The organism is Ruegeria sp. CJ3 (genome assembly GCF_056536725.1).
This window is the reverse complement of sequence record NZ_JBQFQE010000002.1, coordinates 454,421-476,667: the sequence shown is the minus strand read 5'-3', so window position 1 is coordinate 476,667 and position 22,247 is coordinate 454,421. Positions and strand designations below refer to the sequence as shown.

At 60.5% G+C, this 22,247-nt stretch carries 19 protein-coding genes; 15 read left to right on the top strand and 4 right to left on the bottom strand.

What is annotated here, in order from left to right; genetic code table 11:
• Nucleotides 1-94: 94 nt before the first annotated feature.
• The 3 genes from ACR0J1_RS05505 to rpsD all read left to right on the top strand — a co-directional run bounded on the left by ACR0J1_RS05505 (nucleotide 95) and on the right by rpsD (nucleotide 3,864).
• Nucleotides 95-2,377: an adenosylcobalamin-dependent ribonucleoside-diphosphate reductase gene (locus ACR0J1_RS05505; RefSeq protein ID WP_480731231.1), complete on the top strand. Its 2,283-nt coding sequence runs from the start codon at nucleotides 95-97 to the stop codon at nucleotides 2,375-2,377.
• A 198-nt stretch (nucleotides 2,378-2,575) separates the two neighbouring features.
• Nucleotides 2,576-3,028, top strand: coding sequence for a hypothetical protein (locus ACR0J1_RS05500; RefSeq protein ID WP_480731229.1), 453 nt, complete (start codon nucleotides 2,576-2,578; stop codon nucleotides 3,026-3,028).
• A 215-nt stretch (nucleotides 3,029-3,243) separates the two neighbouring features.
• Nucleotides 3,244-3,864, top strand: a complete 621-nt coding sequence (gene rpsD / locus ACR0J1_RS05495) for a 30S ribosomal protein S4 (RefSeq protein ID WP_480731227.1) — start codon at nucleotides 3,244-3,246, stop codon at nucleotides 3,862-3,864.
• A 125-nt stretch (nucleotides 3,865-3,989) separates the two neighbouring features.
• Here rpsD and ACR0J1_RS05490 read toward each other — a convergent pair whose 3' ends face one another.
• A complete protein-coding gene (locus tag ACR0J1_RS05490) occupies nucleotides 3,990-4,451 on the bottom strand; it encodes an Lrp/AsnC family transcriptional regulator (RefSeq protein WP_480731225.1) in 462 nt (153 codons plus the stop codon).
• A gap of 101 nt (nucleotides 4,452-4,552) precedes the next feature.
• Here ACR0J1_RS05490 and ACR0J1_RS05485 point away from each other — a divergent pair, with 101 nt between their 5' ends.
• The 4 genes from ACR0J1_RS05485 to ACR0J1_RS05470 all read left to right on the top strand — a co-directional run bounded on the left by ACR0J1_RS05485 (nucleotide 4,553) and on the right by ACR0J1_RS05470 (nucleotide 8,850).
• Nucleotides 4,553-5,968 (top strand): aminotransferase class V-fold PLP-dependent enzyme, encoded by a 1,416-nt coding sequence (locus ACR0J1_RS05485; RefSeq protein ID WP_480731223.1) that lies wholly within the window; start codon nucleotides 4,553-4,555, stop codon nucleotides 5,966-5,968.
• Nucleotides 5,969-6,032: 64 nt separating this feature from the next.
• Nucleotides 6,033-7,118, top strand: coding sequence for a histidinol-phosphate transaminase (hisC, locus tag ACR0J1_RS05480; RefSeq protein ID WP_480731222.1), 1,086 nt, complete (start codon nucleotides 6,033-6,035; stop codon nucleotides 7,116-7,118).
• Nucleotides 7,115-8,035 carry a prephenate/arogenate dehydrogenase family protein gene (locus ACR0J1_RS05475; protein WP_480731220.1) on the top strand — a complete coding sequence of 307 codons (921 nt, stop codon included), beginning with the start codon at nucleotides 7,115-7,117 and terminating at the stop codon, nucleotides 8,033-8,035. The genes hisC and ACR0J1_RS05475 overlap by 4 nt, the downstream gene beginning before the upstream one ends.
• The gene (locus tag ACR0J1_RS05470) at nucleotides 8,032-8,850 is read left to right on the top strand and encodes an extensin-like domain-containing protein (protein ID WP_480731218.1); all 819 of its coding nucleotides are present in this window, start codon (nucleotides 8,032-8,034) and stop codon (nucleotides 8,848-8,850) included. Before ACR0J1_RS05475 ends, ACR0J1_RS05470 begins: the two co-directional genes overlap by 4 nt.
• Here the strand turns inward: ACR0J1_RS05470 and ACR0J1_RS05465 are convergent.
• A complete protein-coding gene (locus tag ACR0J1_RS05465; protein WP_480731217.1) occupies nucleotides 8,847-9,848 on the bottom strand; it encodes a DUF2125 domain-containing protein in 1,002 nt (333 codons plus the stop codon). The two genes, ACR0J1_RS05470 and ACR0J1_RS05465, sit on opposite strands and share 4 nt — an antisense overlap.
• A 67-nt stretch (nucleotides 9,849-9,915) precedes the next feature.
• Between ACR0J1_RS05465 and ACR0J1_RS05460 the strand changes: the two genes are divergently transcribed.
• The 3 genes from ACR0J1_RS05460 (at nucleotide 9,916) to ACR0J1_RS05450 (ending at nucleotide 13,397) form a co-directional block, all read left to right on the top strand.
• Nucleotides 9,916-10,446: a gamma-glutamylcyclotransferase gene (locus ACR0J1_RS05460; protein WP_480731216.1), complete on the top strand. Its 531-nt coding sequence runs from the start codon at nucleotides 9,916-9,918 to the stop codon at nucleotides 10,444-10,446.
• 68 nt (nucleotides 10,447-10,514) lie between these two features.
• Nucleotides 10,515-11,693 (top strand): biopolymer transporter ExbB, encoded by a 1,179-nt coding sequence (locus ACR0J1_RS05455; RefSeq protein ID WP_480731215.1) that lies wholly within the window; start codon nucleotides 10,515-10,517, stop codon nucleotides 11,691-11,693.
• Between the two features lie 3 nt (nucleotides 11,694-11,696).
• Nucleotides 11,697-13,397 carry a peptidoglycan -binding protein gene (locus ACR0J1_RS05450; RefSeq protein ID WP_480731213.1) on the top strand — a complete coding sequence of 567 codons (1,701 nt, stop codon included), beginning with the start codon at nucleotides 11,697-11,699 and terminating at the stop codon, nucleotides 13,395-13,397.
• Nucleotides 13,398-13,448: 51 nt separating this feature from the next.
• On the opposite strand, the gene clpA is transcribed toward ACR0J1_RS05450, so the two are convergent.
• Nucleotides 13,449-15,773 carry an ATP-dependent Clp protease ATP-binding subunit ClpA gene (gene clpA / locus ACR0J1_RS05445; RefSeq protein ID WP_480731211.1) on the bottom strand — a complete coding sequence of 775 codons (2,325 nt, stop codon included), beginning with the start codon at nucleotides 15,771-15,773 and terminating at the stop codon, nucleotides 13,449-13,451.
• Nucleotides 15,774-15,946: 173 nt separating this feature from the next.
• Nucleotides 15,947-16,714 (bottom strand): hydroxyacylglutathione hydrolase, encoded by a 768-nt coding sequence (gene gloB / locus ACR0J1_RS05440; RefSeq protein WP_480731209.1) that lies wholly within the window; start codon nucleotides 16,712-16,714, stop codon nucleotides 15,947-15,949.
• 61 nt (nucleotides 16,715-16,775) lie between these two features.
• On the opposite strand from gloB, the gene ACR0J1_RS05435 reads away from it, so the two are divergent.
• From ACR0J1_RS05435 to atpD, 5 genes are all read left to right on the top strand, one after another.
• Nucleotides 16,776-17,510, top strand: coding sequence for a class I SAM-dependent methyltransferase (locus ACR0J1_RS05435; protein WP_480731207.1), 735 nt, complete (start codon nucleotides 16,776-16,778; stop codon nucleotides 17,508-17,510).
• 301 nt (nucleotides 17,511-17,811) lie between these two features.
• Complete coding sequence (locus ACR0J1_RS05430) at nucleotides 17,812-18,372, top strand: F0F1 ATP synthase subunit delta (RefSeq protein WP_480731205.1); 561 nt, start codon at nucleotides 17,812-17,814, stop codon at nucleotides 18,370-18,372.
• Nucleotides 18,373-19,911: a F0F1 ATP synthase subunit alpha gene (gene atpA / locus ACR0J1_RS05425; protein WP_480731204.1), complete on the top strand. Its 1,539-nt coding sequence runs from the start codon at nucleotides 18,373-18,375 to the stop codon at nucleotides 19,909-19,911.
• Nucleotides 19,912-19,926: 15 nt separating this feature from the next.
• Nucleotides 19,927-20,802, top strand: a complete 876-nt coding sequence (locus ACR0J1_RS05420; protein ID WP_480731202.1) for a F0F1 ATP synthase subunit gamma — start codon at nucleotides 19,927-19,929, stop codon at nucleotides 20,800-20,802.
• Between the two features lie 20 nt (nucleotides 20,803-20,822).
• A complete protein-coding gene (gene atpD, locus ACR0J1_RS05415) occupies nucleotides 20,823-22,247 on the top strand; it encodes a F0F1 ATP synthase subunit beta (protein ID WP_480731200.1) in 1,425 nt (474 codons plus the stop codon).

The following is a 22,247-nucleotide window of genomic DNA, read 5'->3' as shown; positions in this document are numbered from 1 at the left end:
CAAGGCCTTGCTTGATATTGTAGTCCTGTATTCGCTTTCATCAAGGTTTAGTGGGTGCTAGGCTGGCGATCTCATTCAGCACAGGGAATCACCAATGAGCCGCTTTGCCGCCCCCATCGCCGAGCAGATCTGGGACATGAAGTACCGCTTCAAGCAGGCGGATGGCACGCCGATTGACCAGACGGTCGAGGACACGTGGCGCCGCATCGCGCGTGATCTGGCGCGGGTCGAACAGGACCCGGCGCATTGGGAGGACAAGTTCTATACCGCGCTGGAAGATTTCAAATACCTGCCTGCCGGTCGCATCACCGCAGGGGCGGGGACTGCGCGTCAGGTGACCCTGTTCAACTGTTTCGTCATGGGAACTGTGCCCGACAGCATGGGCGGTATTTTCGACATGCTGAAAGAGGCCGCGCTGACGATGCAGCAAGGCGGCGGGATCGGCTATGATTTCTCGACCATCCGCCCGCGTGGCGCAGATGTGAAAGGGGTTGCGGCAGATGCCTCGGGGCCATTGTCGTTCATGGATGTGTGGGACGCCATGTGCCGCACGATCATGTCCGCAGGCTCGCGCCGGGGGGCGATGATGGCGACGATGCGCTGCGATCATCCGGATATCGAACAATTCATCACCGCCAAATCCGACCCCGCGCGCTTGCGCATGTTCAATATGTCGGTGCTGGTGACGGACCCGTTCATGGAAGCCGTCAAGGCCGACGGACCGTGGGAACTGGCGTTCGATGGCAAGGTCTATCACACGGTTCAAGCCCGTGATCTGTGGAATAAGATCATGCAGGCCACCTATGATTATGCCGAGCCGGGTGTGATCTTCATCGACCGGATCAATGCGGCCAACAACCTGAGCTATGTTGAGACCATCGCGGCCACGAACCCCTGCGGCGAGCAGCCTCTGCCGCCCTACGGTGCCTGTCTGCTGGGGTCGATCAACCTGGCGCGTCTGGTGGCAGAGCCGTTCGAGGACGCCGCGCATCTGGATGAAGAGGCGCTGCAGGACTTGGTCGCAACCTCGGTTCGGATGATGGACAACGTGGTGGACGCGTCGAAATTCCCGTTGGCCGAGCAAGAAGCCGAAGCGCAGGACAAGCGTCGCATCGGGCTGGGCGTGACCGGGTTGGCCGATGCGCTGCTGATGCTGGGCCTGCGCTATGGGTCCGACGAGGCGGCGCGTCAGACCGAGCGCTGGTTGCATAGCATCGCCCGCGCCGCGTACCTGGCGTCGGTGCAATTGGCGAAGGAGAAAGGGGCGTTCCCCTTGTTTGACGCCGAGAAATATCTAGCCAGTGGCACGATGCAGCAGATGGATGACGATGTGCGCGACGCGATCCGCGAACACGGTATCCGTAACGCGCTGCTGACCTCGATTGCGCCGACGGGGACGATTTCACTGTATGCCGGGAACGTGTCTTCGGGGATCGAACCAGTCTTTGCTTATGCCTACACGCGGAAAGTGCTGCAAAAAGATGGCTCGCGCACCGAGGAAGAGGTGGTGGACTATGCCGTGCAGATGTGGCGCGACAAGTTCGGCGATACGGGTTTGCCGGACTATTTCGTGAATGCGCAGACGCTATCCCCGTCCGATCACGTGAAGATGCAGGCGGCGGCACAGAAATGGATCGACAGTTCGATTTCCAAGACGATCAACTGCCCTGAGGATATCAGTTTCGACGCATTCAAGGATGTCTACATGCAGGCCTGGGATCAGGGCTGCAAGGGCTGTACCACGTACCGCCCCAATGACGTGACCGGCTCGGTGCTGACCGTTTCCGAGAGCGCCGATAAAGCGCCCGGTGAAAGCGCGGATGCGCCGCAGGAAGTCGATGGCGGCGACGTCATCTATATGTCCGAGCCGCTGGACCGGCCTCAGTCGCTGGAAGGGTCGACCTACAAGCTGAAATGGCCCGATAGCGAACATGCGATCTATCTGACGATCAACGACATCGTCATCGGTGGGCGGCGGCGTCCGTTCGAGGTGTTCATCAACTCGAAGAACATGGAGCATTATGCCTGGACGCTGGCGCTGACCCGGATGATCTCGGCGGTGTTCCGGCGGGGCGGGGATGTGTCCTTTGTAGTCGAGGAACTGAAAGCCGTGTTCGATCCGCGCGGCGGGGCCTGGGTGAAGGGCAAGTACATCCCGTCGATTCTGGCCGCGATTGGTGGGGTCATCGAGCAGCACATGATCAATATCGGCTTTCTGGAAGGCGAGGGTATGGGCCTGAAATCCGACCCGCAGGCTCAGGTGGTCAACATGGACGCTCCGCGTGGCAAGGCGTGCCCTTCCTGCGGCCAGTTTGACATGGTGATGATCGAGGGGTGCATGACCTGCCGCAGTTGCGGACATTCGAAATGCGGGTGACCCAGCGGCAGTGATGGTGCGCGCACCCGTCGAGGTCTCAATCTGATCTTGTTCCTAAGCAACATTTTTGTGAATGCTGCAATTCGGTCTCTTTTCTGCCCATTTTATCGTTGATACACAGGTCGCGTTACAGGTGGGATGTGTAATAGTGCGGGCGGGTAGATGAGAACCGGTTTCAACGGTCAGATAGCCATATCTTTGACTCAGACGGAAGTCGACGGGCTGGAGGCAGCGCCTCTTGCCGATTTTCTGGTTGGCGCGGCATGGTCGTGGCGTGGACGCGGTGTGACGCTGGCGGTGCAGGAAGGCCAAGGCGTGCAACAGGTCAGCTCTGCGTCACTTTTGGCCGCGCGCGCCGAGGTGACCAGTGCGGGGCTGGCGATTGACGATTGCGCCAGGCTTGAATTCTCCAACGGGGCACAGAGATTTGTTGCCGAAGTGATCCGTGTCGCGGGCGAGGCCACGCCGATGCTGATTTTTGCAGAAGGGTGCCCTGCACCAGGGCAGGAGTTCTGGATCAGCGCGGCCCCCGAGATGATCGAACCCGTCTGTGTCGGTCGCGAGGATGATCACAAGATCGTCGCATTCCCATCTGTAGGTCGAGAGGCCCCCGAGGCGCTGCCCGGCGCGGTTGCGTTCGCCGCCGAATAGGCCTTTATCCCTCAATGCCGGATTTTTCCCGATTGGGTGCCGTGCTGTGTTGACTCTGCGTCCGGCCCGGATATAAGCGCGGCTTCATTGGTGTTGGTGGCCCCCGCAAGGGGATGCCTGTCATGGGGGAAACCTCAAGAGGACAACGCCCTTCATAGTAGGCGCTTACTTCCTTAGCAGGGGAGCGCCTTCGACCTAAACGAAGGAGATCAGCCGTGACCAAACGCACGTCTGCCAAGTACAAAATCGACCGCCGGATGGGCGAAAACATCTGGGGTCGTCCGAAATCCCCGGTCAACCGTCGCGAATACGGCCCCGGCCAGCACGGCCAGCGTCGCAAGGGTAAACTGTCGGACTTCGGTCTGCAGCTGCGCGCCAAGCAGAAGCTGAAAGGTTACTATGGCGACCTGACCGAGAAGCAGTTCCGCCGCATCTATGCTGAAGCTGAGCGTGTCAAAGGCGACACCGGTGAAAACCTGATCGGTCTGCTGGAGCGCCGTCTGGACGCCGTTGTTTACCGCGCCAAGTTCGTCCCCACCGTGTTTGCTGCGCGTCAGTTCGTGAACCACGGCCACGTCAAAGTGAACGGCAAGCGGGTCAACATCCCCAGCTACCGCGTCAAAGAAGGCGACGTGATTGAAGTGCGCGACAAGTCCAAGCAACTGGCTGTTGTTCTGGAAGCGGTTGCGCTGGCTGAACGTGATGTGCCTGATTACATCGACGCCGATCATTCGAAAATGACAGCGACTTTCGTGCGCGCTCCGGGTCTGGGCGATGTGCCTTATCCCGTGATGATGGAGCCGAACCTGGTTGTTGAATTCTACGCGAAGAACTGATCTTCGCCGATATCGAGAAAACAAGGGCCGCGCTTTCAGCGCGGTCTTTTTTTGTTTGGATGGGGGCTCTGCCCCCGTCGCTGTGCGACACCCCCGGGATATTTTTGGCCAGATGAAGATCTGGATCAGATTGGGAGGGGGCGGCCTTCGGCGATGGCCTCCATGGCGAAGTAGGAGGTCACGCTGTCGAGTTCGACCTTTTCGATCAGGCGTTGATAGACCTTGTCATATGAGGTCATGTCCTGCGTGACGACCTTGAGTTGATAGTCATAGTCGCCGCCGATGCGGTGGAAATCTACCACCTCGGGTATGGTCAGAACATGGCTGCGAAAGGCCTGCAACCACTCGGCCGAATGATGGCGGGTGCGCAGCATGACAAAGACCACGAGGTTGAGCCCCAGCTTCTCGCGCGCGATCCGTGCTGACGAGCCTTGCAGTACCCCGTTGTCATTTAGTGCCTTCAGTCGTCGCCAGCAGGCGTTCTGGGACAAGCCAACCCGATCCGCCAGCTCGCGTTGGGACAGCGTGGCGTCTTTCTGCAGCTCTTTCAGGACGCGCTTGTCTATTTGATCGATTTTATCTGCCATGAAAGATCATATGACACAAAAAACTAGGATATGATACAAAAATAGGTGAGGTTTTCGCGCTCCGTATCAATCACATTGAGTTTAGCAATACGGAGTTTGCAATGACCTTGTCCATTTTTCGCGCGGAAATTCAATCTGCAGCTCACGGAAATACTCTGCGCGATGGGTTGATCGGTGAGGGGGTCTTGATCCCCGGGCTGAACAAGGACGTACCGCTTGTGTATGCGGACTACGTCGCTTCGGGCCGGGCGTTGCGGCAGGTTGAGGATTTTGTGGCAGCACACGTGCTGCCGTTTTATGCCAACAGCCACACCGAAGCCTCCTATTGTGGGTCGTATATGACCCGTTTACGCCGTGAGGCGCGGGCTGAGATCGCCCGTATCGTTGGTGCCAGGGAAGAGGATGCGGTGATCTTCACCGGGTCCGGTGCTACTGCGGGTCTCAACCGGTTGGTCAGCCTGCTGGGAGTGCAAGAGGCTGACCGACCGGTTGTGCTGATCGGGCCGTATGAGCATCACTCAAACATCTTGCCATGGCGAGAGAGCAAGGCTGAGGTGGTGGAGATCCCCGAAGCAGCGCAAGGCGGGCTGGATATGCAGGCGCTTGAGGCGGCCTTGGTCGAACACGCGGGTGCTGATCTGGTGATCGGGTCGTTCTCGGTGGCCTCCAATGTCACGGGTATTATCACTGATCCGGATCCGGTGACCCGGCTGCTGAAGGCGCATGGGGCGTTGGCGGTTTGGGATTATGCTGGTGGCGGGCCGTACCTGCCGATGGATATGGGGGCGGACGGCGCGCGGAAGGATGCGATCGTGGTCTCTCCGCACAAGTTTCCGGGCGGGCCGGGGGCGTCCGGGGTGCTGGTGGTCAATCAGAAAGCGGTGCAACGCAGCTGCCCAAGCTGGCCGGGTGGGGGGACCGTTAGCTTTGTCTCGCCCTGGCGGCATGATTACAGTACCGATCTTGCGACGCGGGAAGAGGCGGGCACGCCCAATGTTATCGGAGACATCCGCGCTGCGCTGGCGTTTATGGTCAAGGATGCGGTCGGAACGGATGAGATCGCCCGGCGCGAGGCGCTTTACAATCGAATGGCAATCGAGGGCTGGTCGGACAATCCGCACCTGACCTTGCTGGGCACTGAGAATACGCATCGCTTGCCGATCTTCTCATTCCTTGTACGGGACAGTGCTGGGCAGCCCGTGCATCAGCAGCTGTTTACGCGGATGCTCAGCGATATCTACGGGATACAGGCGCGGGGAGGCTGCGCCTGCGCGGGGCCTTATGCGCACCGTTTGCTGGGGATTGATCGCGAAACCTCGGAGCAGTTGCATGCGGCGTTGTCCGCTGGGGAAGAGATGAAGAAACCCGGTTGGGTACGTCTGAATTTCTCGTATCTCATGAGCGAAGAGACGGTTCAGTTCATCATCGACAGCGTCAATGACCTGTCCCGCCGGACCGAGGAATTCGCGCCGTTCTACAACGCCGATCCGGCGACGGCCCGCTTCAAGGCGGCCTGAGGGAATTGCCACTTTTCTCAACCCGTTGAGACGGGTATGAGGGGCGCAAGGAACGGAGCCCCTCATGACCAAACCCATACCTCAACCCGGCATTATGGACATCGCGCTGTATCAGGGCGGTCAGTCTCATGTGGCCGGGGTGGCCGAGGTCATCAAGCTCAGCTCGAATGAAAATCCGTTCGGGCCAAGCCCCAAGGCGATTGAAGCGGTACGCGATAGTGCCGCGACCTTGCATCGTTATCCCAGCACCGACCATGCCAGCCTGCGGGGCGCGATCTCGCGGCGGCACGGGCTGGACGCCGACCGTCTGATCTGCGGAGTGGGCAGTGATGAGGTGCTGCAATTCGTGGCGCAGGCCTATACCGGACCGGGGGACGAGGTGATCTACACCGAACACGGATTTTCCATGTATCCGATCATCGCGCGCATGGCGGGGGCCACGCCGGTGATGGTGCCCGAGCGGGATCGGCAAGTGGATGTGGATAACATCCTAAGCGCTGTGACCGACAAGACGCGGATCGTTTTCGTGACCAATCCGGGCAATCCGACCTCGACCATGATCTCTGAGGCCGAATTGGAGCGTCTGGCCAATGCTCTGCCCAGCAACTGCCTGATGGTGTTGGATGGGGCCTATGCCGAGTTCGTCGATGGCTTCGACGGTGGGGCTGCGCTGGCTGATCGGTTCGAGACCGTGATCATGACCCGGACGTTTTCCAAGGTGTACGGCCTTGGCGGGATGCGCGTGGGCTGGGGGTATGCGGCGAAAGAAATCATCGATGTGCTGAACCGCGTGCGTCAGCCGTTCAACTTGTCGCTGACCGCCTTGGCGGCGGCTGAGTCTGCGGTGCAGGATGAAGACTACCTGCGATTTTGCCAATCCGAAAACGCACGTCTGCGGGTTTGGATGTCGGAAAAATTGGCTAAGATTGGTGTGCCTTCGGACCCGTCCTGCACCAATTTCATCCTTGCCCGTTTTGCCGATCAGGCCGAGGCGGAGGCCTGCGATGACTATCTCAAAACTCAGGGTTTGATCGTGCGACGGGTTGCGGGCTACAACCTGCCAAATGCGCTGCGGATCACCGTGGGCGATGAAGAGGCCTGCCGCCGCGTGGTTGCAGCCATTACCGCGTTCAAAGGGGGCGCTGCATGAGCCAGATTTACGACCGCGTGGCGCTGATCGGGCTGGGCCTGATCGCCTCGTCCATGTTCTGGGCAATGAAACGCGCAGGGCTGGCCGGAGAGGTCACCGGCTATGCCCGCTCGGATGCAACCCGTGAAACCGCACGCCGCATCGGCCTGTGCGACCGCGTGTGCGACACGGTGCAAGAGGCCGTTGAAGGCGCCGATCTGGTCGTGCTCTGTGTGCCCGTTGGTGCGATGGGCGCTGTTGCAGAGCAGATGGCACCGGTTCTGAAGCCGGGTGCGACAGTGTCTGATGTAGGCTCGGTCAAGCGTCATGTGATCGAGTCTGTCTCACCCCATATCCCCGAAGGCGTGCATTTCATCCCCGCCCACCCGCTGGCCGGGACCGAGCATTCCGGGCCGGAATCCGGTTTTGCCGAGCTGTTCGACAACCGCTGGTCCTTGCTGGTGCCGGTCGAAGGATCGGACCCCGACGCCATCGCCCGTCTGCGCGCGCTGTGGGAAGGCATGGGGTCGAATGTCGATGAAATGGATGCCGATCACCATGACCTTGTGCTGGCGGTGACGTCACACGCGCCACACCTGATCGCTTACACCATGGTTGGTGTTGCCGACGATCTGCGGCGGGTGACGGATACCGAAGTCATCAAGTATTCAGCGGCGGGCTTTCGGGATTTCACCCGGATCGCGGCCTCGGATCCGACCATGTGGCGCGATGTGTTCCTGACCAACAAGGACGCGACGCTTGAAATTCTGGGCCGTTTCACCGAGGAACTCTTTGCACTGCAAAGGGCGATCCGCACCGGTGACGGAGAGCAGCTGTTTGACTATTTCACCCGCACCCGTGCCATCCGCCGCGGCATCATCGACGCGGGGCAGGACACGGACGCGCCGGATTTTGGGCGGGGGAAAACATCCACATGAGAGGGTTGAGCGGCTGTCTTGCGATCGGTTTCGTCATTCTGGCGACGCATCTGAATGCGGCCGCGCCCGAAACCTCTCTTGTCCCGTTGAAGCGCCCCACATCGTCTGACACGAGCACGATCATCGTGCCGGCAAAAATACGTCCCGCATTGCGACCTGTCTCACCGCAGGTAACGGCGGCAGCTATTCGACCGGCAGACTCGCCGTTGCTGGGCCCGGAGAATTCAATCCGGCCCTATCCGCGATCTGATGAAATGGAACAACAGATTCTGTTCAAGAAACGCAAGTTGCGCAAGACCTCGGTATGCGGAGATATCGATATTCAGGGCAAGCCGGTGGGTCGCGTGAATGGCAAGATCAAAGCCTGCGGGATCAAAGATGCGGTGCAGATCACTTCGGTCGGCGGAGTGAAACTGAGCCGCCCGTCGACTATGGATTGCGGCACGGCGAAGGCACTGAACAAATGGGTCGACAAGACCGTCAAGCCCACGTTCAAGCGACGCGGTCCCGTGGTCGAGCTACAGGTGGCGGCGCACTACGCTTGCCGAACCCGGAACAACCGCAAGGGTGCGCGGATATCTGAGCATGGCAAGGGGCGGGCCATCGATATCTCGGGGTTCCGTATGGCGGACGGAGAGATGGTGACCGTGTTGGACGGATGGCGCAAAAACCCTTCGCAGAAGCAGTTGGTCAAGGTCTGGCGCGGGGCCTGCGGGCCGTTTGGGACAGTGCTGGGACCAAACTCGGACCGGTATCACCGGGATCATTTCCATCTGGATACGGCTCGCTATCGCACCGGCCCCTACTGCCGTTAACGCAGGATCAGCCGTGGGGCAGGGCCCAAGGGCAGCGGCCCCAAAGCCACAAACCCGTCGCGGAAGTTCAGCTGCAAATCCAGCGCGTTGGGATTGCCCCCAAGACCGGCCATGAACCCCAGCGCCCGCGTCACCGGATCCACCGCCTGATCGGGCAGTGCCCCGGCGGCGTTCGCCATGGCAACCATGTCACGCCAGTTCTCGGCCTTGACCGCGATCTCTCCGGTGGGAATGCCCTGATCGTCAACGTCCAGTTCGCCGGTTGCGAACAGCCGTAGCTCGCCCCATTTCACCTCGGCCAGCCTTAGATCAATCGCGACCGGTTGTGGGCGACCTTGTTCAAGGGCACTGCGATCCCATGGCTTGTCGAAGGTGATGAACGTGTCCAGTTCCAGTGTCTCAAACGACTGCGGCAGCGACGAGGCCGAGCGCATCAGCCGCCGCAGCTCGTCGCCCGGCGTGAAGCCGTCGACCTTTGCGGTAATGCTGTAGCTTTCGGGCGTTCCGGATTGCGCCATGATCAGGCTGAGGCTTTGCCCGCCAGCCTGCGGGGCCTGCTCATCCGAGATCAGCCAGCGCCCGGCGGTCAGGGCCATCCGTTCAAGCACCAGCGCGACACCGGGTTGCAGATGCAGTTCGGCCTGCATCCCCTCGGCCTGAACGGTGGTGGTCTGGTCGAAATAGGACAGTCGCTGTGGCGTGCTGGCAAAGCGCAACATCTGACGACCGGGCCAGATGGCGGGGCTTTCGAATTCGATCCAGTCGGCGCTCCAGGCAGTTCCGTTCACCGGATCGGCCAGCGCGGGATTGTTCAGGCGCGTGATGTGCTGCAGCGGATACCCGGCAGTGGCGACATCCGAATAATCGGCTTGCCAGCCCAGTTCCTGCTGGTGATCGAACCATCCGGTGATGGCATTGCGCAGCCCGTAGCCTGCGACAAACCAATAGGCGCTCCACGCGAGGGCAATGAACACAAGTACGCGTATCAGACGCCGCATGATGAATGGCCCTTTTTCCTGCCTCGGATTTGGTGTTTACAGGGCCAAACGGGCAAGGACCAGAGCTATGACGATGTGGGTTTTCGGATATGGATCGTTGCTGTGGAATCCCGGCTTTCCGGTGGCCCGCAGCGAGAGCGCCACGTTGCACGGCTATGCCCGGTCGTTCTGCATGCGCTCGATCCACCATCGCGGCACCGAGGAAGAGCCCGGACTGGTGCTGGCCCTCGACGAACAGCCCAAGGCCCGCTGCACCGGTCTGGCGCTTGCTGTTGAGGCTGGGCATGAAGACCGAACGCTGGCAGAACTGCGCGAACGCGAACTGATCTCATCCGCCTATCTTGAACGGATGCTGGACGTGCATCTGGACACGGGTGAGGTTGTCAACGCGGTGACATACGTGATCGACGCGCATCATGTGCAGTATTGCGGTGGCCTACCACTGGAAGAGCAGGCCCAGATCATCGCACACGCGGTTGGCGGGCGTGGTCCAAACGACGAATACCTCTACAACACCGCGTCACATCTGAGCGAGATCGGCCTGCATGACCCCGACCTTGAGTGGTTGTCGCAACGGGTGCGCGCCCTCGGCGCATAAACCCTTGGCGTCATGCCCTGAACTTCGATAGGTTCAGTCCAGAGCAGACAATACCGGGAGCCACGCGCATGGCGCAGGCACAACAAGGCGTGAGACCGCACTTCTCGCAGCCGATCCGTCAAATCCTCATGATGCTGATCGCAATCGGGCTGTCGGGCCTTGGCGTGTTTATGGCGCTGCCTTACGTGCTGCCCGTGATTCAGGCCAACCTGTATCTGAACGGCTTCATCCTGCTGGTCTTTGTGATCGGCGTGGCGGCCTGTTTCCTGCAGGTGACACAACTGATCGGCTCGGTACGCTGGATTGAGGCATTTGTGGGTGGGGTCGAACGCGACGACGTGCGTCCGCCGCAACTGTTGGCCCCCTTGGCGTCGCTGTTGCGGGCACGCGGGGCGCGGTCGCAGATCAGTTCCAGTTCCACCCGGTCGATCCTGGATTCCGTTGCTGAGCGGGTCGAGGAAGAGCGCGAGATAACGCGTTATATCACCAATGTTCTGATCTATCTGGGCCTATTGGGCACGTTCTTTGGTCTGGCGACCACCGTCCCGGCCATCGTCGACACCATTCGCAGCCTGAACCCGCAGGAGGGTGAGGAAGGTCTGGCCGTCTTCAACCGCCTGATGACCGGGCTTGAGGCTCAATTGCAGGGTATGGGCGTTGCCTTCGGCTCGTCTCTGCTGGGTCTTGCCGGATCATTGATTGTCGGCCTGCTAGAATTGTTCGCAGGCCACGGCCAAAACCGATTCTATCGCGAGCTAGAAGAATGGCTGTCCTCGATCACCCGTGTTGGTTTTGCGGCGGGGGATGAAGGCGGCGCGGAACTGGCGGTGCTGACGCCCGTGCTGGATGCCATGTCGGAACAGATGGACGCGCTGCAGGACCTGTTTTCGGCACAGGAGCAGGATCGCACCGAGGCCTCGACCAAGCTGGGCCATCTTGTGGATGCGATCACCGACATGAACCAGCGGCAAGCCCAGACCGAGGGCGTGGCCGCCGCGCTGGAACGTGTGGCGCTGGGACAGGACGCGCTGCTGGATCACATGCGCGAACATGGCGCGGGTGAGGGGATCGATGCCGAAAGCCGCATGCGCCTGCGGTCGATGGACGTGCAGTTGCTGCGGATTCTGGAAGAGATCTCAGCGGGTCGCCAGGACAGCATGAACGAGCTGCGCAAGGATTTCGAACTGCTGGTCAAGGCCCTGACGCTGCCGCGCGGGGCTGTGCGCACGCCGTCGGACGGGGAATAAAAGATGGCCCTGTCGCGTCGCACCGGTCAACGATTCTCGGGCTCTGTCTGGCCCGGCTTCGTTGATGCGATGACAGGGCTTTTGATGGTTCTGACCTTCGTGCTGACCATCTTCATGATCGTCCAGTTCGTGCTGCGCGAAACCATCTCGGGGCAAGAGGACGAACTGACCGCATTGTCAGATGAAGTCGCGGCGCTGGCCGGTGCTTTGGGTCTGGAAGAACGCGAAAATAGCCGCCTTCAGGCGCGTTTGGGCACGCTGAATACGACACTAGGGCAGGTCGAGAACGAACTGACACAGGCGCAATCCCGCATCACGGGTTTCGAGGCGCAAGTTGCCGCCCTGCTGGCGGATCAGGAACGGGCGCGGGATGACATCGCCGCCTTGGTGACCCAGCAGGAGGCGCTGTTGCAGCAGCGTGACGAACTGCTGACCGAACAGGATGCTTTGAACCTTGCCCTAGCGCAAAGCCGAAGTGAAATTGACGCTCAGGCCGAGGCGGCGCGCTTGGCTGCCGCGCGTCGCGAGGCGCTTGAGGCTCTGGTCGCGGACCTTGAAAACACTGGTGCGTCGCAAGAGGCGCAGATCGCGGAACTGACCGAGCAACTGACTGATGAAGAAGCGGCCCGTCTTGCGGAAGCCGCGGCCGCCGAAACTCTGCGCGACCGGTTGCAGGATGCGGATGCCGAACTGACCGCCATGACACTGGCGCTTGAGGCGCAGCGGAGGGAGGCCGAAGAGACACTGACCCTGCTGGCCGCCGCGCAAGCCGCAAAAGCCGCGCTTGAGCAGCAGTTTGGCGAGCTCAACCCTGAAGAATTGAAGGCTCAGCTACAGGCAGCGCTGGATGCGCAAACGCAAGCCCAGGCGCAGGCAGACGCGCAGAGATCGCTGGCCGAAGAGCGCGCGGCGCTGCTCGCCGTGGCGCAAGGCGCGCTGGCGTCGGAAAAGGAAATCTCGACCGAGGCCCAGCGTCAGACGGCCTTGTTGAACCAGCAGATGTCGGCCCTGCGCAATCAACTGGGGGCGCTGCAGGCGTTGCTGGATGACTATGAAGACCGCAACGCAGCGGCAGAGATCCAGATCCAGACGCTGGGGCAGGATCTGAATGCGGCCCTCGCCCGTGCGGCCTCGGAAGAGCGCCGCCGCCGCCTGCTGGAAGAGGCCGAGCGCGTCCGGCTTGAGGCCGAGGCCGAAGAGCTGGCTGGTCAAAATCAGGAACTGACCGCGCAGGCCGAGGATTTGCAGCGTTACCGGTCCGAATTCTTTGGGCGACTGCGCGATGTGCTGGGCGATCAGGAAGGCGTACGTATCGAAGGCGACCGCTTTGTGTTTTCGTCTGAGGTGCTGTTCGATACTGGATCTGCCACCTTATCCGCCGAGGGCCGTCAGGAGGTCGCCAAAGTGGCCGCGATTTTGCGAACCGTCGCTGCGGAAATCCCCGAGGGTCTGAATTGGGTCATTCGCGTCGACGGGCACACGGACAACGTACCATTGGCGGGCAGTGGGCGGTATCGCGACAATTGGGAGCTTAGCCAGGGTCGCGCGCTGTCGGTGGTGCGGTTCATGGTTGATGCGTTAGGTATCCCGCCCAACCGGCTCGCGGCCAACGGATTTGGGGAGTTCCAGCCGGTCAATCCCGCGGACACCCCCGAAGCGCGTGCGCAGAACCGCCGGATTGAGCTGAAACTGACCGAGCGCTAAACGAAAACGCCCGCCGAAGGGCGGGCGCTGTTGTCTTCCAAGGTCTTTAAATCAGTCCGCTGTCAGCAGCGGCGGTTTATCACCCGGAATGCGAGGCTGGTCCGGTCCCAGAATTTCAAGGTTCAGATCACCTTTCTTGACCGAGACACGCACCACTCCACCCTTAGCCAACTTGCCGAACAGAAGTTCTTCTGCCAGAGGCTTCTTGATGTGTTCCTGAATGACGCGGCCCAGCGGGCGGGCGCCCATCTTGTCGTCATAGCCCTTGTCTGCCAGCCATTCGGCGGCTTTGGGCGTCAGGTCGATGGTCACGTTGCGATCCAGCAATTGCGCTTCAAGCTGCAGGACGAATTTCTCGACCACTTGCAGGATCACTTCTTTCGGCAGCGGCGCGAATGAGATCACGGCGTCCAGACGGTTGCGGAATTCCGGTGTGAACATGCGTTCGATCGCGGCGGTATCCTCGCCCTCGCGACGGTCACGGGCAAAGCCGATGGCGGCCTTGGCCTGTTCCTGCGCGCCCGCGTTCGAGGTCATGATCAGGACCACGTTGCGGAAGTTCACCGTACGGCCGTTGTGGTCGGTCAACTCACCGTGGTCCATCACCTGCAGCAAGATGTTGAACACGTCCGGATGTGCTTTCTCGATCTCATCCAGCAGCAGCACGCAATGCGGGTGTTGATCCACACCGTCGGTCAGCAGGCCACCCTGATCGAACCCGACATAGCCCGGAGGCGCGCCGATCAGACGGGAAACCGCGTGTTTCTCCATGTATTCCGACATATCGAAGCGCAGTAGCTCGACACCCAGCGTATCGGCCAGCTGTTTGGCAACCTCGGTCTTACCCACACCGGTCGGGCCGGCGAACAGGTAGTTGCCGATGGGCTTCTCGGGTTCACGCAGGCCGGCGCGGGCCAGTTTGATCGCACTGGACAGTGCCTCAATCGCCTCATCCTGACCAAACACCACCCGTTTCAGCGAGGTCTCAAGGTCTTTCAGAACCTCGGCATCGTCCTTGGTGACATTCTTCGGCGGAATGCGCGCGATCTTGGCAACGACGGCCTCGATCTCTTTCACGCCGATGGTCTTGCGGCGCTTGCTTTCGGCCAGCAGATGTTGCGCGGCACCGGCCTCATCGATCACGTCGATGGCCTTGTCCGGCAGCTTGCGGTCGTTGATGTAACGCGCCGACAGTTCCACAGCGGTCTTGATCGCATCTGCGGTGTATTTGATCGCATGATGCTCTTCGAAATAGGGTTTCAGGCCGCGCAGGATCTTTACGCTGTCCTCGACCGAGGGCTCACTCACGTCGATCTTCTGGAATCGGCGGCTCAGCGCGCGGTCTTTCTCGAAATGCTGACGGAACTCTTTATACGTGGTCGAGCCCATGGTGCGCAGCTTGCCGCCCTGCAGGGCTGGTTTCAGCAGGTTCGACGCGTCCATAGCGCCGCCCGAGGTGGCACCGGCACCGATCACTGTATGTATTTCGTCGATGAACAGTACCGCGTCGGGATGATCTTCCAATTCGGTCACCACCGCTTTCAGCCGTTCCTCGAAATCACCGCGATAGCGGGTGCCTGCCAACAGCGCGCCCATGTCGAGCGAGTAGATCGTGGTTTCCGACAGCACATCGGGGGCCTCGCCCGCGACGATCTTGTGCGCAAGACCCTCGGCAATGGCGGTTTTGCCAACGCCCGGATCACCGACCAGCAGCGGGTTGTTCTTGCGGCGGCGGCAGAGCACCTGAATGCAGCGTTCCACCTCGTCCGAGCGACCGATCAACGGATCGACATCCCCGGCCCGCGACTTGGCGTTCAGGTCGATGCAGTATTTTCCAAGCGCGCTTTCCTTCTGGTCCGACTCTCCGGACTGGGCCTGCACCTCGTCTTCGACTTCATCCGCGCCAGTTACGGCACGGTTTTCGCCATAGGCTGGATCTTTGGCGACGCCATGGGCAATGAAGTTCACCGCGTCATAGCGGGTCATGTCCTGTTCTTGCAGGAAATAGGCCGCGTTGCTTTCGCGTTCGGCGAAGATCGCCACCAGCACATTGGCTCCGGTTACCTCGGTTCGGCCCGAACTTTGGACATGGATCGCAGCCCGCTGGATCACACGCTGGAAGGCCGCCGTGGGAACGGCTTCGGACCCGTCGATATCGGTGACGAGGTTTGATAGATCCTCGTCGATGAATTCGACCAGGGTGCGGCGTAATTCATCCAGGTCGACGCTGCACGCTTTCATGACGCGCACCGCATCGGGCTCTTCCAATAGCGCCAGAAGCAGATGCTCCAGCGTTGCGAATTCGTGTCGCCGTTCGTTCGCCGCCGCAAGGGCCGCGTGAATGGCTTGTTCCAGTGTGCTCGAGAATGAAGGCACGCGGGTGCTCCTCTGTATTGGGCAGGAAGGGGGCAGGCGTCGGCCGGATCCCCATCCAAACCATGTCCTCATACTATTAGAGTTTGGTTGATCCCGGCGCGGCTTCAAGGGTTTTCTTGCACTTGACAGTCTAATTTCCTGTGACCGTGGCCGTGAAGAGGGGCCTAACCTGCCTAAAACCGGTCTTTTCTGGCGCGGATTTCGGCAAAAACTGACGCCGGGTCAGCCCCTGTCATGCCCAGGTGCGCCTGAATCGCCGGGTCATTTGCACGCAAAAATGGGTTTGTGGCCTTTTCCAGTGCCAAAGTGGAAGGAACAGTGGGCTTTCCGGCGGCGCGGGCGCGGTCGATATCGGCCACGCGGTCCTTCAGGGCCGGGTTGTCGGGGTCCACCGTCAGGGCGAATTTGGCGTTTGACTGCGTGTATTCATGCCCCGAACACACGATTGTTTCGTCGGGCAGGGCCGCAAGCTTACTGAGTGAGGCAAACATCTGCGGCGCCTTGCCTTCGAACAGGCGGCCGCATCCCAGTGCCATCAGGCTGTCGGCAGTGAAAACCGCCCCGGTGTCGGGCATGTAAAAGGCGATATGGCCAAGGGTATGGCCGGAGACATCCAGCACCCGCACTGTCTCGGCCCCGATTGCAAAGCTGTCGCCCTCGGCCACGGCGCGGTCCAGCTTGGGCAGTCGGTGCTGATCGGCACTGGCTCCGAAGACCTGTGCGGGGTGGCGGGCCAGAATGGCGGGCACTCCGGCGATGTGGTCGTCATGGTGGTGGGTCAGCAGAATGTGGCTCAGCGTCCAGCCGCGCGCGTCCAGTTCGGCCAGAATGGGGGTCGCGTCGGGGGCATCGACCAGCGCGGTTTCTCCGCTAGCGGGGTCATGGGCAAGAAAGGCATAGTTGTCGCTGAGGCAGGGGATGGTGATGATCTCAAGAGGCATGGCCTTTTACCCTTTCATTGCTAGACTGCGCCCAGCTAAGCCGATTGACCGGGTGTCCGCAATGCATCTTGATGTGCAGGATTTGAGGAATTTTTACTATCGCAGCACGTTGGGCCGTGCAGCGCAGGCCGCGATCCGTGGGCGGCTGGTTGACCTATGGCCCGAGGCCAAAGGACAGACGGTGGCCGGATTCGGATTCGCGGTGCCGCTGTTGCGCCCCTATCTGGCCGATGCGCGCCGCGTTATCGGGTTGATGCCCGGCCCGCAGGGCGTGATGCCTTGGCCTGCGGGGATGCCCAATGTCTCGGTTCTGACCGAAGAGACGCTGTGGCCTATCGAGACCGGCCATGTGGACAAGCTGGTGGTGATGCACGGGCTTGAGACCTCGGAACGTCCCAGCATGGTGCTCAAGGAATGCTGGCGGGTGCTGGGGCCGGGCGGTCGGGCGCTGTTTGTGGTGCCGAACCGAGCCGGGCTGTGGTCGCGGTCCGACCGCACGCCGTTTGGCTTTGGCCATCCCTATTCGATGACCCAGCTCGAAAAGCTGCTACGGGCGCATCATTTCGTTCCCGAAAGCCATTGCTCGGCGCTCTACCTGCCCCCGTCGTTCCGCCGCTTCTGGCTGAAATCCGGCAACCTGATCGAGAAAACAGGCCAGCGCATCCCGACGATCATGGCCGGCGGCGTTCTGATGGTCGAGGTCAGCAAGCTGGTCCGTCCACCCAGCGGGAGCGTGACCAAAGATGCCGCGAAACGCCCGATCAAGGCATTGGATGGCCTGTTGAAGCCTGCATAACAATATGTGCCCTCGAGGCGGTAAAAATGCGGGAAAAAAGTCACAGGAATCGCAAAAACCTGCATATTCGTAACATTTTTCAACTGCCCCAACCGGTCCAAAGGGTCGCACTTGGCGTAAGTATTTGAAAGTTAAGGGTTTGTGGATAAGTCTGTTACCGCTATAGCATATTGCGAGGTTGGAAAGGCTCTGCTACATCCCCGGTGATTTTGATCCCCGCCCTTCAAGGACGGGGTTTCCTCACGCCCCGGCGTAGCTGCCGCAACGCGAATTCGGGGCCTCAAATATCGGAAGGGTGGACGTGTCCGAACCAGCTTCGATTTCCACAGGCATCGCCGAGCGCTATGCCACCGCGATTTTCGAGATCGCCAAAGAGAACAAGGACCTTGCGGGTCTGGAAACCGGCATCACCGATCTGGCCGCTGCGTTGGACGAAAGTGCCGATCTGCGCGACCTGATCGCATCGCCGCTGGTATCGCGGGCTGAGCAGGAAGGCGCGATTACCGCAATCGCCGACAAGATGGGCCTGTCCCCGGTGCTGCGCAACTCGCTGGCGCTGATGGCACAGAAACAGCGTCTGTTCGTCGTCCCCAACCTGATTGAGGTTCTGCGCGACATGCTGGCCGAAGAGCGTGGCGAAGTGACCGCCGATGTTGCCTCGGCCAAGGCGCTGACCAAGACGCAACTGGATAAACTGTCCAAAACGCTGTCCGAGCGTGTGGGCAAGACCGTGACAATCAATGCGACCGTGGATGAAAGCCTCATCGGCGGTCTTGTCGTTAAAGTGGGCTCGAAAATGATCGACACCTCGATCCGTTCGAAGCTGAACTCCCTACAGAATGCAATGAAAGAGGTCGGATAAATGGGAATCCAAGCTGCAGAGATTTCTGCAATCCTGAAGGACCAGATCAAGAATTTTGGTCAGGAAGCCGAAGTGGCCGAGATCGGCCGCGTGCTGAGCGTCGGTGACGGGATTGCCCGTGTATACGGCCTGGACAACGTGCAAGCGGGTGAGATGGTCGAATTCCCCGGTGGCATCATGGGTATGGCGCTGAACCTGGAAAGCGACAACGTCGGTGTTGTTATCTTCGGGTCCGACCGTGACATCAAAGAAGGTGACACCGTCAAGCGCACCAACTCGATCGTGGACGTTCCGATCGGTGACGAGCTGCTGGGCCGTGTTGTTGACGGTCTGGGCAACCCGCTGGACGGCAAAGGCCCGATCAATGCCTCCAAGCGTGGCGTTGCAGACGTCAAAGCCCCTGGCATCATCCCGCGTAAATCTGTGCACGAGCCGATGGCAACCGGCTTGAAATCGGTTGACGCGATGATCCCGATCGGCCGTGGCCAGCGGGAACTGATCATTGGTGACCGTCAGACCGGTAAGACTGCCGTGGCTCTGGACGCGATCCTGAACCAGAAAGTGTACAACGAAGCGGCTGGCGACGACGAGTCGAAGAAGCTGTACTGCGTCTACGTCGCCATCGGTCAAAAGCGTTCGACCGTTGCGCAGCTAGTGAAGAAACTGGAAGAATCCGGTGCGATTGAATACTCGATCGTTGTGGCCGCAACCGCGTCCGACCCGGCACCGATGCAGTTCCTGGCACCCTATGCCGCAACCGCGATGGCCGAGTATTTCCGTGACAATGGCCGCCACGCGCTGATCATCTATGATGACCTGTCGAAACAGGCCGTGTCCTATCGTCAGATGTCGCTGCTGCTGCGCCGTCCGCCCGGACGTGAAGCCTATCCCGGCGACGTTTTCTACCTCCACTCGCGCCTGCTGGAGCGTTCGGCGAAGCTGAACGAAGACTTCGGCGCTGGCTCGCTGACCGCTCTGCCGGTCATCGAAACTCAGGGTGGTGACGTTTCGGCGTTTATTCCGACCAACGTGATCTCGATCACCGACGGTCAGATCTTCCTTGAAACCGAACTGTTCTATCAGGGCATCCGTCCTGCCGTGAACACCGGTCTGTCGGTTTCGCGTGTGGGCTCCTCGGCTCAGACCAACTCGATGAAGTCGGTCGCCGGTCCGGTTAAGCTGGAACTGGCTCAGTACCGCGAAATGGCTGCGTTTGCGCAGTTCGGGTCGGACCTCGACGCCGCGACCCAGCAGTTGCTGAACCGTGGTGCGCGTCTGACCGAGCTGATGAAACAGCCGCAGTACTCGCCTCTGACCAACGCGGAAATCGTCTGCGTCATCTTCGCCGGTACCAACGGCTACCTTGACAAGATCGAAGTGTCCGATGTTGGCCGTTACGAAGCTGGCCTGCTGGCGCATCTGCGCGGCAAGCACGCCGACCTGCTTGACTGGATCACCAACGAAGATCCCAAGATCAAGGGCGACGCTTCCGACAAGATCAAGGCTGCGATTGACGAATACGCCGCAACCTTCGCTTAAGGGAGAGGCGGGCATATGCCAAATCTTAAGGACCTTAAAAACAGGATCGAGTCGGTCAAATCGACCCGCAAGATCACCAAGGCCATGCAGATGGTCGCGGCTGCAAAACTGCGCCGCGCCCAGGAATCTGCCGAAGCCTCGCGCCCTTATGCCGAACGGTTCAATGCCGTGATGGCGGGGCTGGCAGCATCAGTCGGGGGCAGCGACAGCGCCCCCAAGCTGCTTCGTGGTACGGGCAGTGATGATGTGCATCTGCTGGTTGTGATGACAGCTGAACGCGGCCTGTGCGGCGGCTTCAACTCGAACATCGCCAAGCTGGCCCGCCAAAAGGCGGACGAGCTGCGCGGCAAAGGCAAGACGGTCAAGGTTCTGACCGTCGGCAAGAAAGGCCGCGACGCGCTTAAGCGTGACTTTGGCGATCTGTTCGTGGGTCATGTCGACCTGAGCGAGGTCAAGCGTCTTGGATATTCCAACGCGCAGGACATCGCAAAAGACGTGCTGTCCCGCTTTGATGGGGGTGAGTTCGATGTTGCCACGATCTTCTACTCGAAGTTCGTCAACGTTGTGACCCAGATCCCCACGGCACAGCAGGTCATCCCCGCCTCGTTCGAGGATACCGAGGGTGACGACAGCGGTGCCGTTTTCGACTACGAGCCCAGCGAAGAGGCCATTCTGGCCGATCTGCTGCCCAAGGGGGTTGCGACCGCAATCTTCTCGGCTCTGCTCGAAAACGGAGCGTCTGAACAGGGTGCACGGATGTCCGCGATGGACAACGCGACACGCAACGCGGGTGAAATGATCGACAAGCTGACGATCCAGTTCAACCGCTCGCGTCAGGCCGTGATCACCAACGAGCTGATTGAAATCATTTCCGGCGCCGAAGCGCTGTAGAGACATACCGGAGACGAAACATGGCGAATGCAAAAGGCAAAGTCACACAGATCATCGGGGCCGTCGTCGACGTGCAGTTCGACGACGCGCTGCCTGAAATTCTGAACGCGCTGGAAACCACCAACAACGGCAAGCGCCTGGTGTTGGAAGTTGCTCAGCACCTGGGTGAAAACACCGTCCGTACCATCGCGATGGACGCGACCGAAGGTCTGGTCCGCGGCGAGGCCGTCACCGACACCGGTGCACCGATCTCGGTTCCGGTTGGTAACGCCACCCTGGGCCGCATCCTGAACGTGGTTGGTGAGCCGATCGACGAAAAGGGCCCGGTTGAGGCAACCGAGACCCGCGCCATCCACCAGGACGCCCCCGAGTTCGACGAACAGTCGACCGAGTCCGAGATCCTGGTGACCGGCATCAAGGTTGTTGACCTGCTGGCCCCCTACGCAAAAGGCGGTAAGATCGGCCTATTCGGCGGTGCCGGCGTTGGTAAAACCGTTCTGATCATGGAACTGATCAACAACATCGCAAAAGTGCACTCGGGCTTCTCGGTGTTCGCGGGTGTTGGTGAACGGACCCGTGAAGGCAACGACCTGTACTGGGAAATGATCGAATCGAACGTGATCAAGCCCGACAACCTGTCGGAAAGCCAAGTGGCCCTGGTTTACGGTCAGATGAACGAACCTCCGGGAGCACGTGCGCGTGTTGCTCTGACCGGCCTGACCCTGGCCGAGCAGTTCCGCGACCAGTCCGGTACCGACGTTCTGTTCTTCGTCGACAACATCTTCCGCTTCACGCAGGCGGGTTCCGAGGTTTCGGCTCTGCTGGGTCGTATTCCTTCGGCTGTGGGCTATCAGCCGACGCTGGCCACTGACATGGGCGCCCTGCAGGAACGCATCACCTCGACCAAAGCGGGCTCGATCACCTCGGTGCAGGCGATCTATGTTCCTGCGGACGACCTGACCGACCCTGCGCCTGCGACCTCGTTTGCGCACCTCGACGCGACCACCGTTCTGAACCGTGCGATCTCGGAAAAGGGTATCTACCCCGCCGTTGACCCGCTCGACTCGACCTCGCGTCTGCTTGACCCGGCCATCGTTGGCGAAGAGCACTACAAGGTTGCGACCGACGTTCAGCAGATCCTCCAGCGCTACAAGTCGCTGCAGGACATCATCGCCATCCTCGGCATGGACGAACTGTCGGAAGAAGACAAACTGACCGTGGCCCGTGCCCGTAAGATCGAACGCTTCCTGTCGCAGCCGTTCGACGTGGCCGAGGTCTTCACCGGTTCGCCCGGCGTTCAGGTTGCTCTGGATGTCACCATCTCGTCGTTCAAGGCCGTTGTGGCCGGCGAATACGATCACCTGCCCGAGGCGGCCTTCCTGATGGTTGGCGGTATCGACGACGTGATCGCCAAAGCGGAAAAGATGGCCGCAGAAGCCGCCTAA

Bases quoted from the DNA above. Each gene is read 5' to 3' on its own strand.
- ACR0J1_RS05505 (WP_480731231.1), top strand. From the start codon at position 95: ATGAGCCGCTTTGCCGCCCCCATCGCCGAGCAGATCTGGGACATGAAG.
- ACR0J1_RS05490 (WP_480731225.1), bottom strand. From the start codon at position 4,451: ATGGCAGATAAAATCGATCAAATAGACAAGCGCGTCCTGAAAGAGCTG.
- ACR0J1_RS05485 (WP_480731223.1), top strand. From the start codon at position 4,553: ATGACCTTGTCCATTTTTCGCGCGGAAATTCAATCTGCAGCTCACGGA.
- hisC (WP_480731222.1), top strand. From the start codon at position 6,033: ATGACCAAACCCATACCTCAACCCGGCATTATGGACATCGCGCTGTAT.
- ACR0J1_RS05475 (WP_480731220.1), top strand. From the start codon at position 7,115: ATGAGCCAGATTTACGACCGCGTGGCGCTGATCGGGCTGGGCCTGATC.
- ACR0J1_RS05470 (WP_480731218.1), top strand. From the start codon at position 8,032: ATGAGAGGGTTGAGCGGCTGTCTTGCGATCGGTTTCGTCATTCTGGCG.
- ACR0J1_RS05465 (WP_480731217.1), bottom strand. From the start codon at position 9,848: ATGCGGCGTCTGATACGCGTACTTGTGTTCATTGCCCTCGCGTGGAGC.
- ACR0J1_RS05460 (WP_480731216.1), top strand. From the start codon at position 9,916: ATGACGATGTGGGTTTTCGGATATGGATCGTTGCTGTGGAATCCCGGC.
- ACR0J1_RS05455 (WP_480731215.1), top strand. From the start codon at position 10,515: ATGGCGCAGGCACAACAAGGCGTGAGACCGCACTTCTCGCAGCCGATC.
- ACR0J1_RS05450 (WP_480731213.1), top strand. From the start codon at position 11,697: ATGGCCCTGTCGCGTCGCACCGGTCAACGATTCTCGGGCTCTGTCTGG.
- gloB (WP_480731209.1), bottom strand. From the start codon at position 16,714: ATGCCTCTTGAGATCATCACCATCCCCTGCCTCAGCGACAACTATGCC.
- ACR0J1_RS05435 (WP_480731207.1), top strand. From the start codon at position 16,776: ATGCATCTTGATGTGCAGGATTTGAGGAATTTTTACTATCGCAGCACG.
- atpA (WP_480731204.1), top strand. From the start codon at position 18,373: ATGGGAATCCAAGCTGCAGAGATTTCTGCAATCCTGAAGGACCAGATC.
- ACR0J1_RS05420 (WP_480731202.1), top strand. From the start codon at position 19,927: ATGCCAAATCTTAAGGACCTTAAAAACAGGATCGAGTCGGTCAAATCG.
- atpD (WP_480731200.1), top strand. From the start codon at position 20,823: ATGGCGAATGCAAAAGGCAAAGTCACACAGATCATCGGGGCCGTCGTC.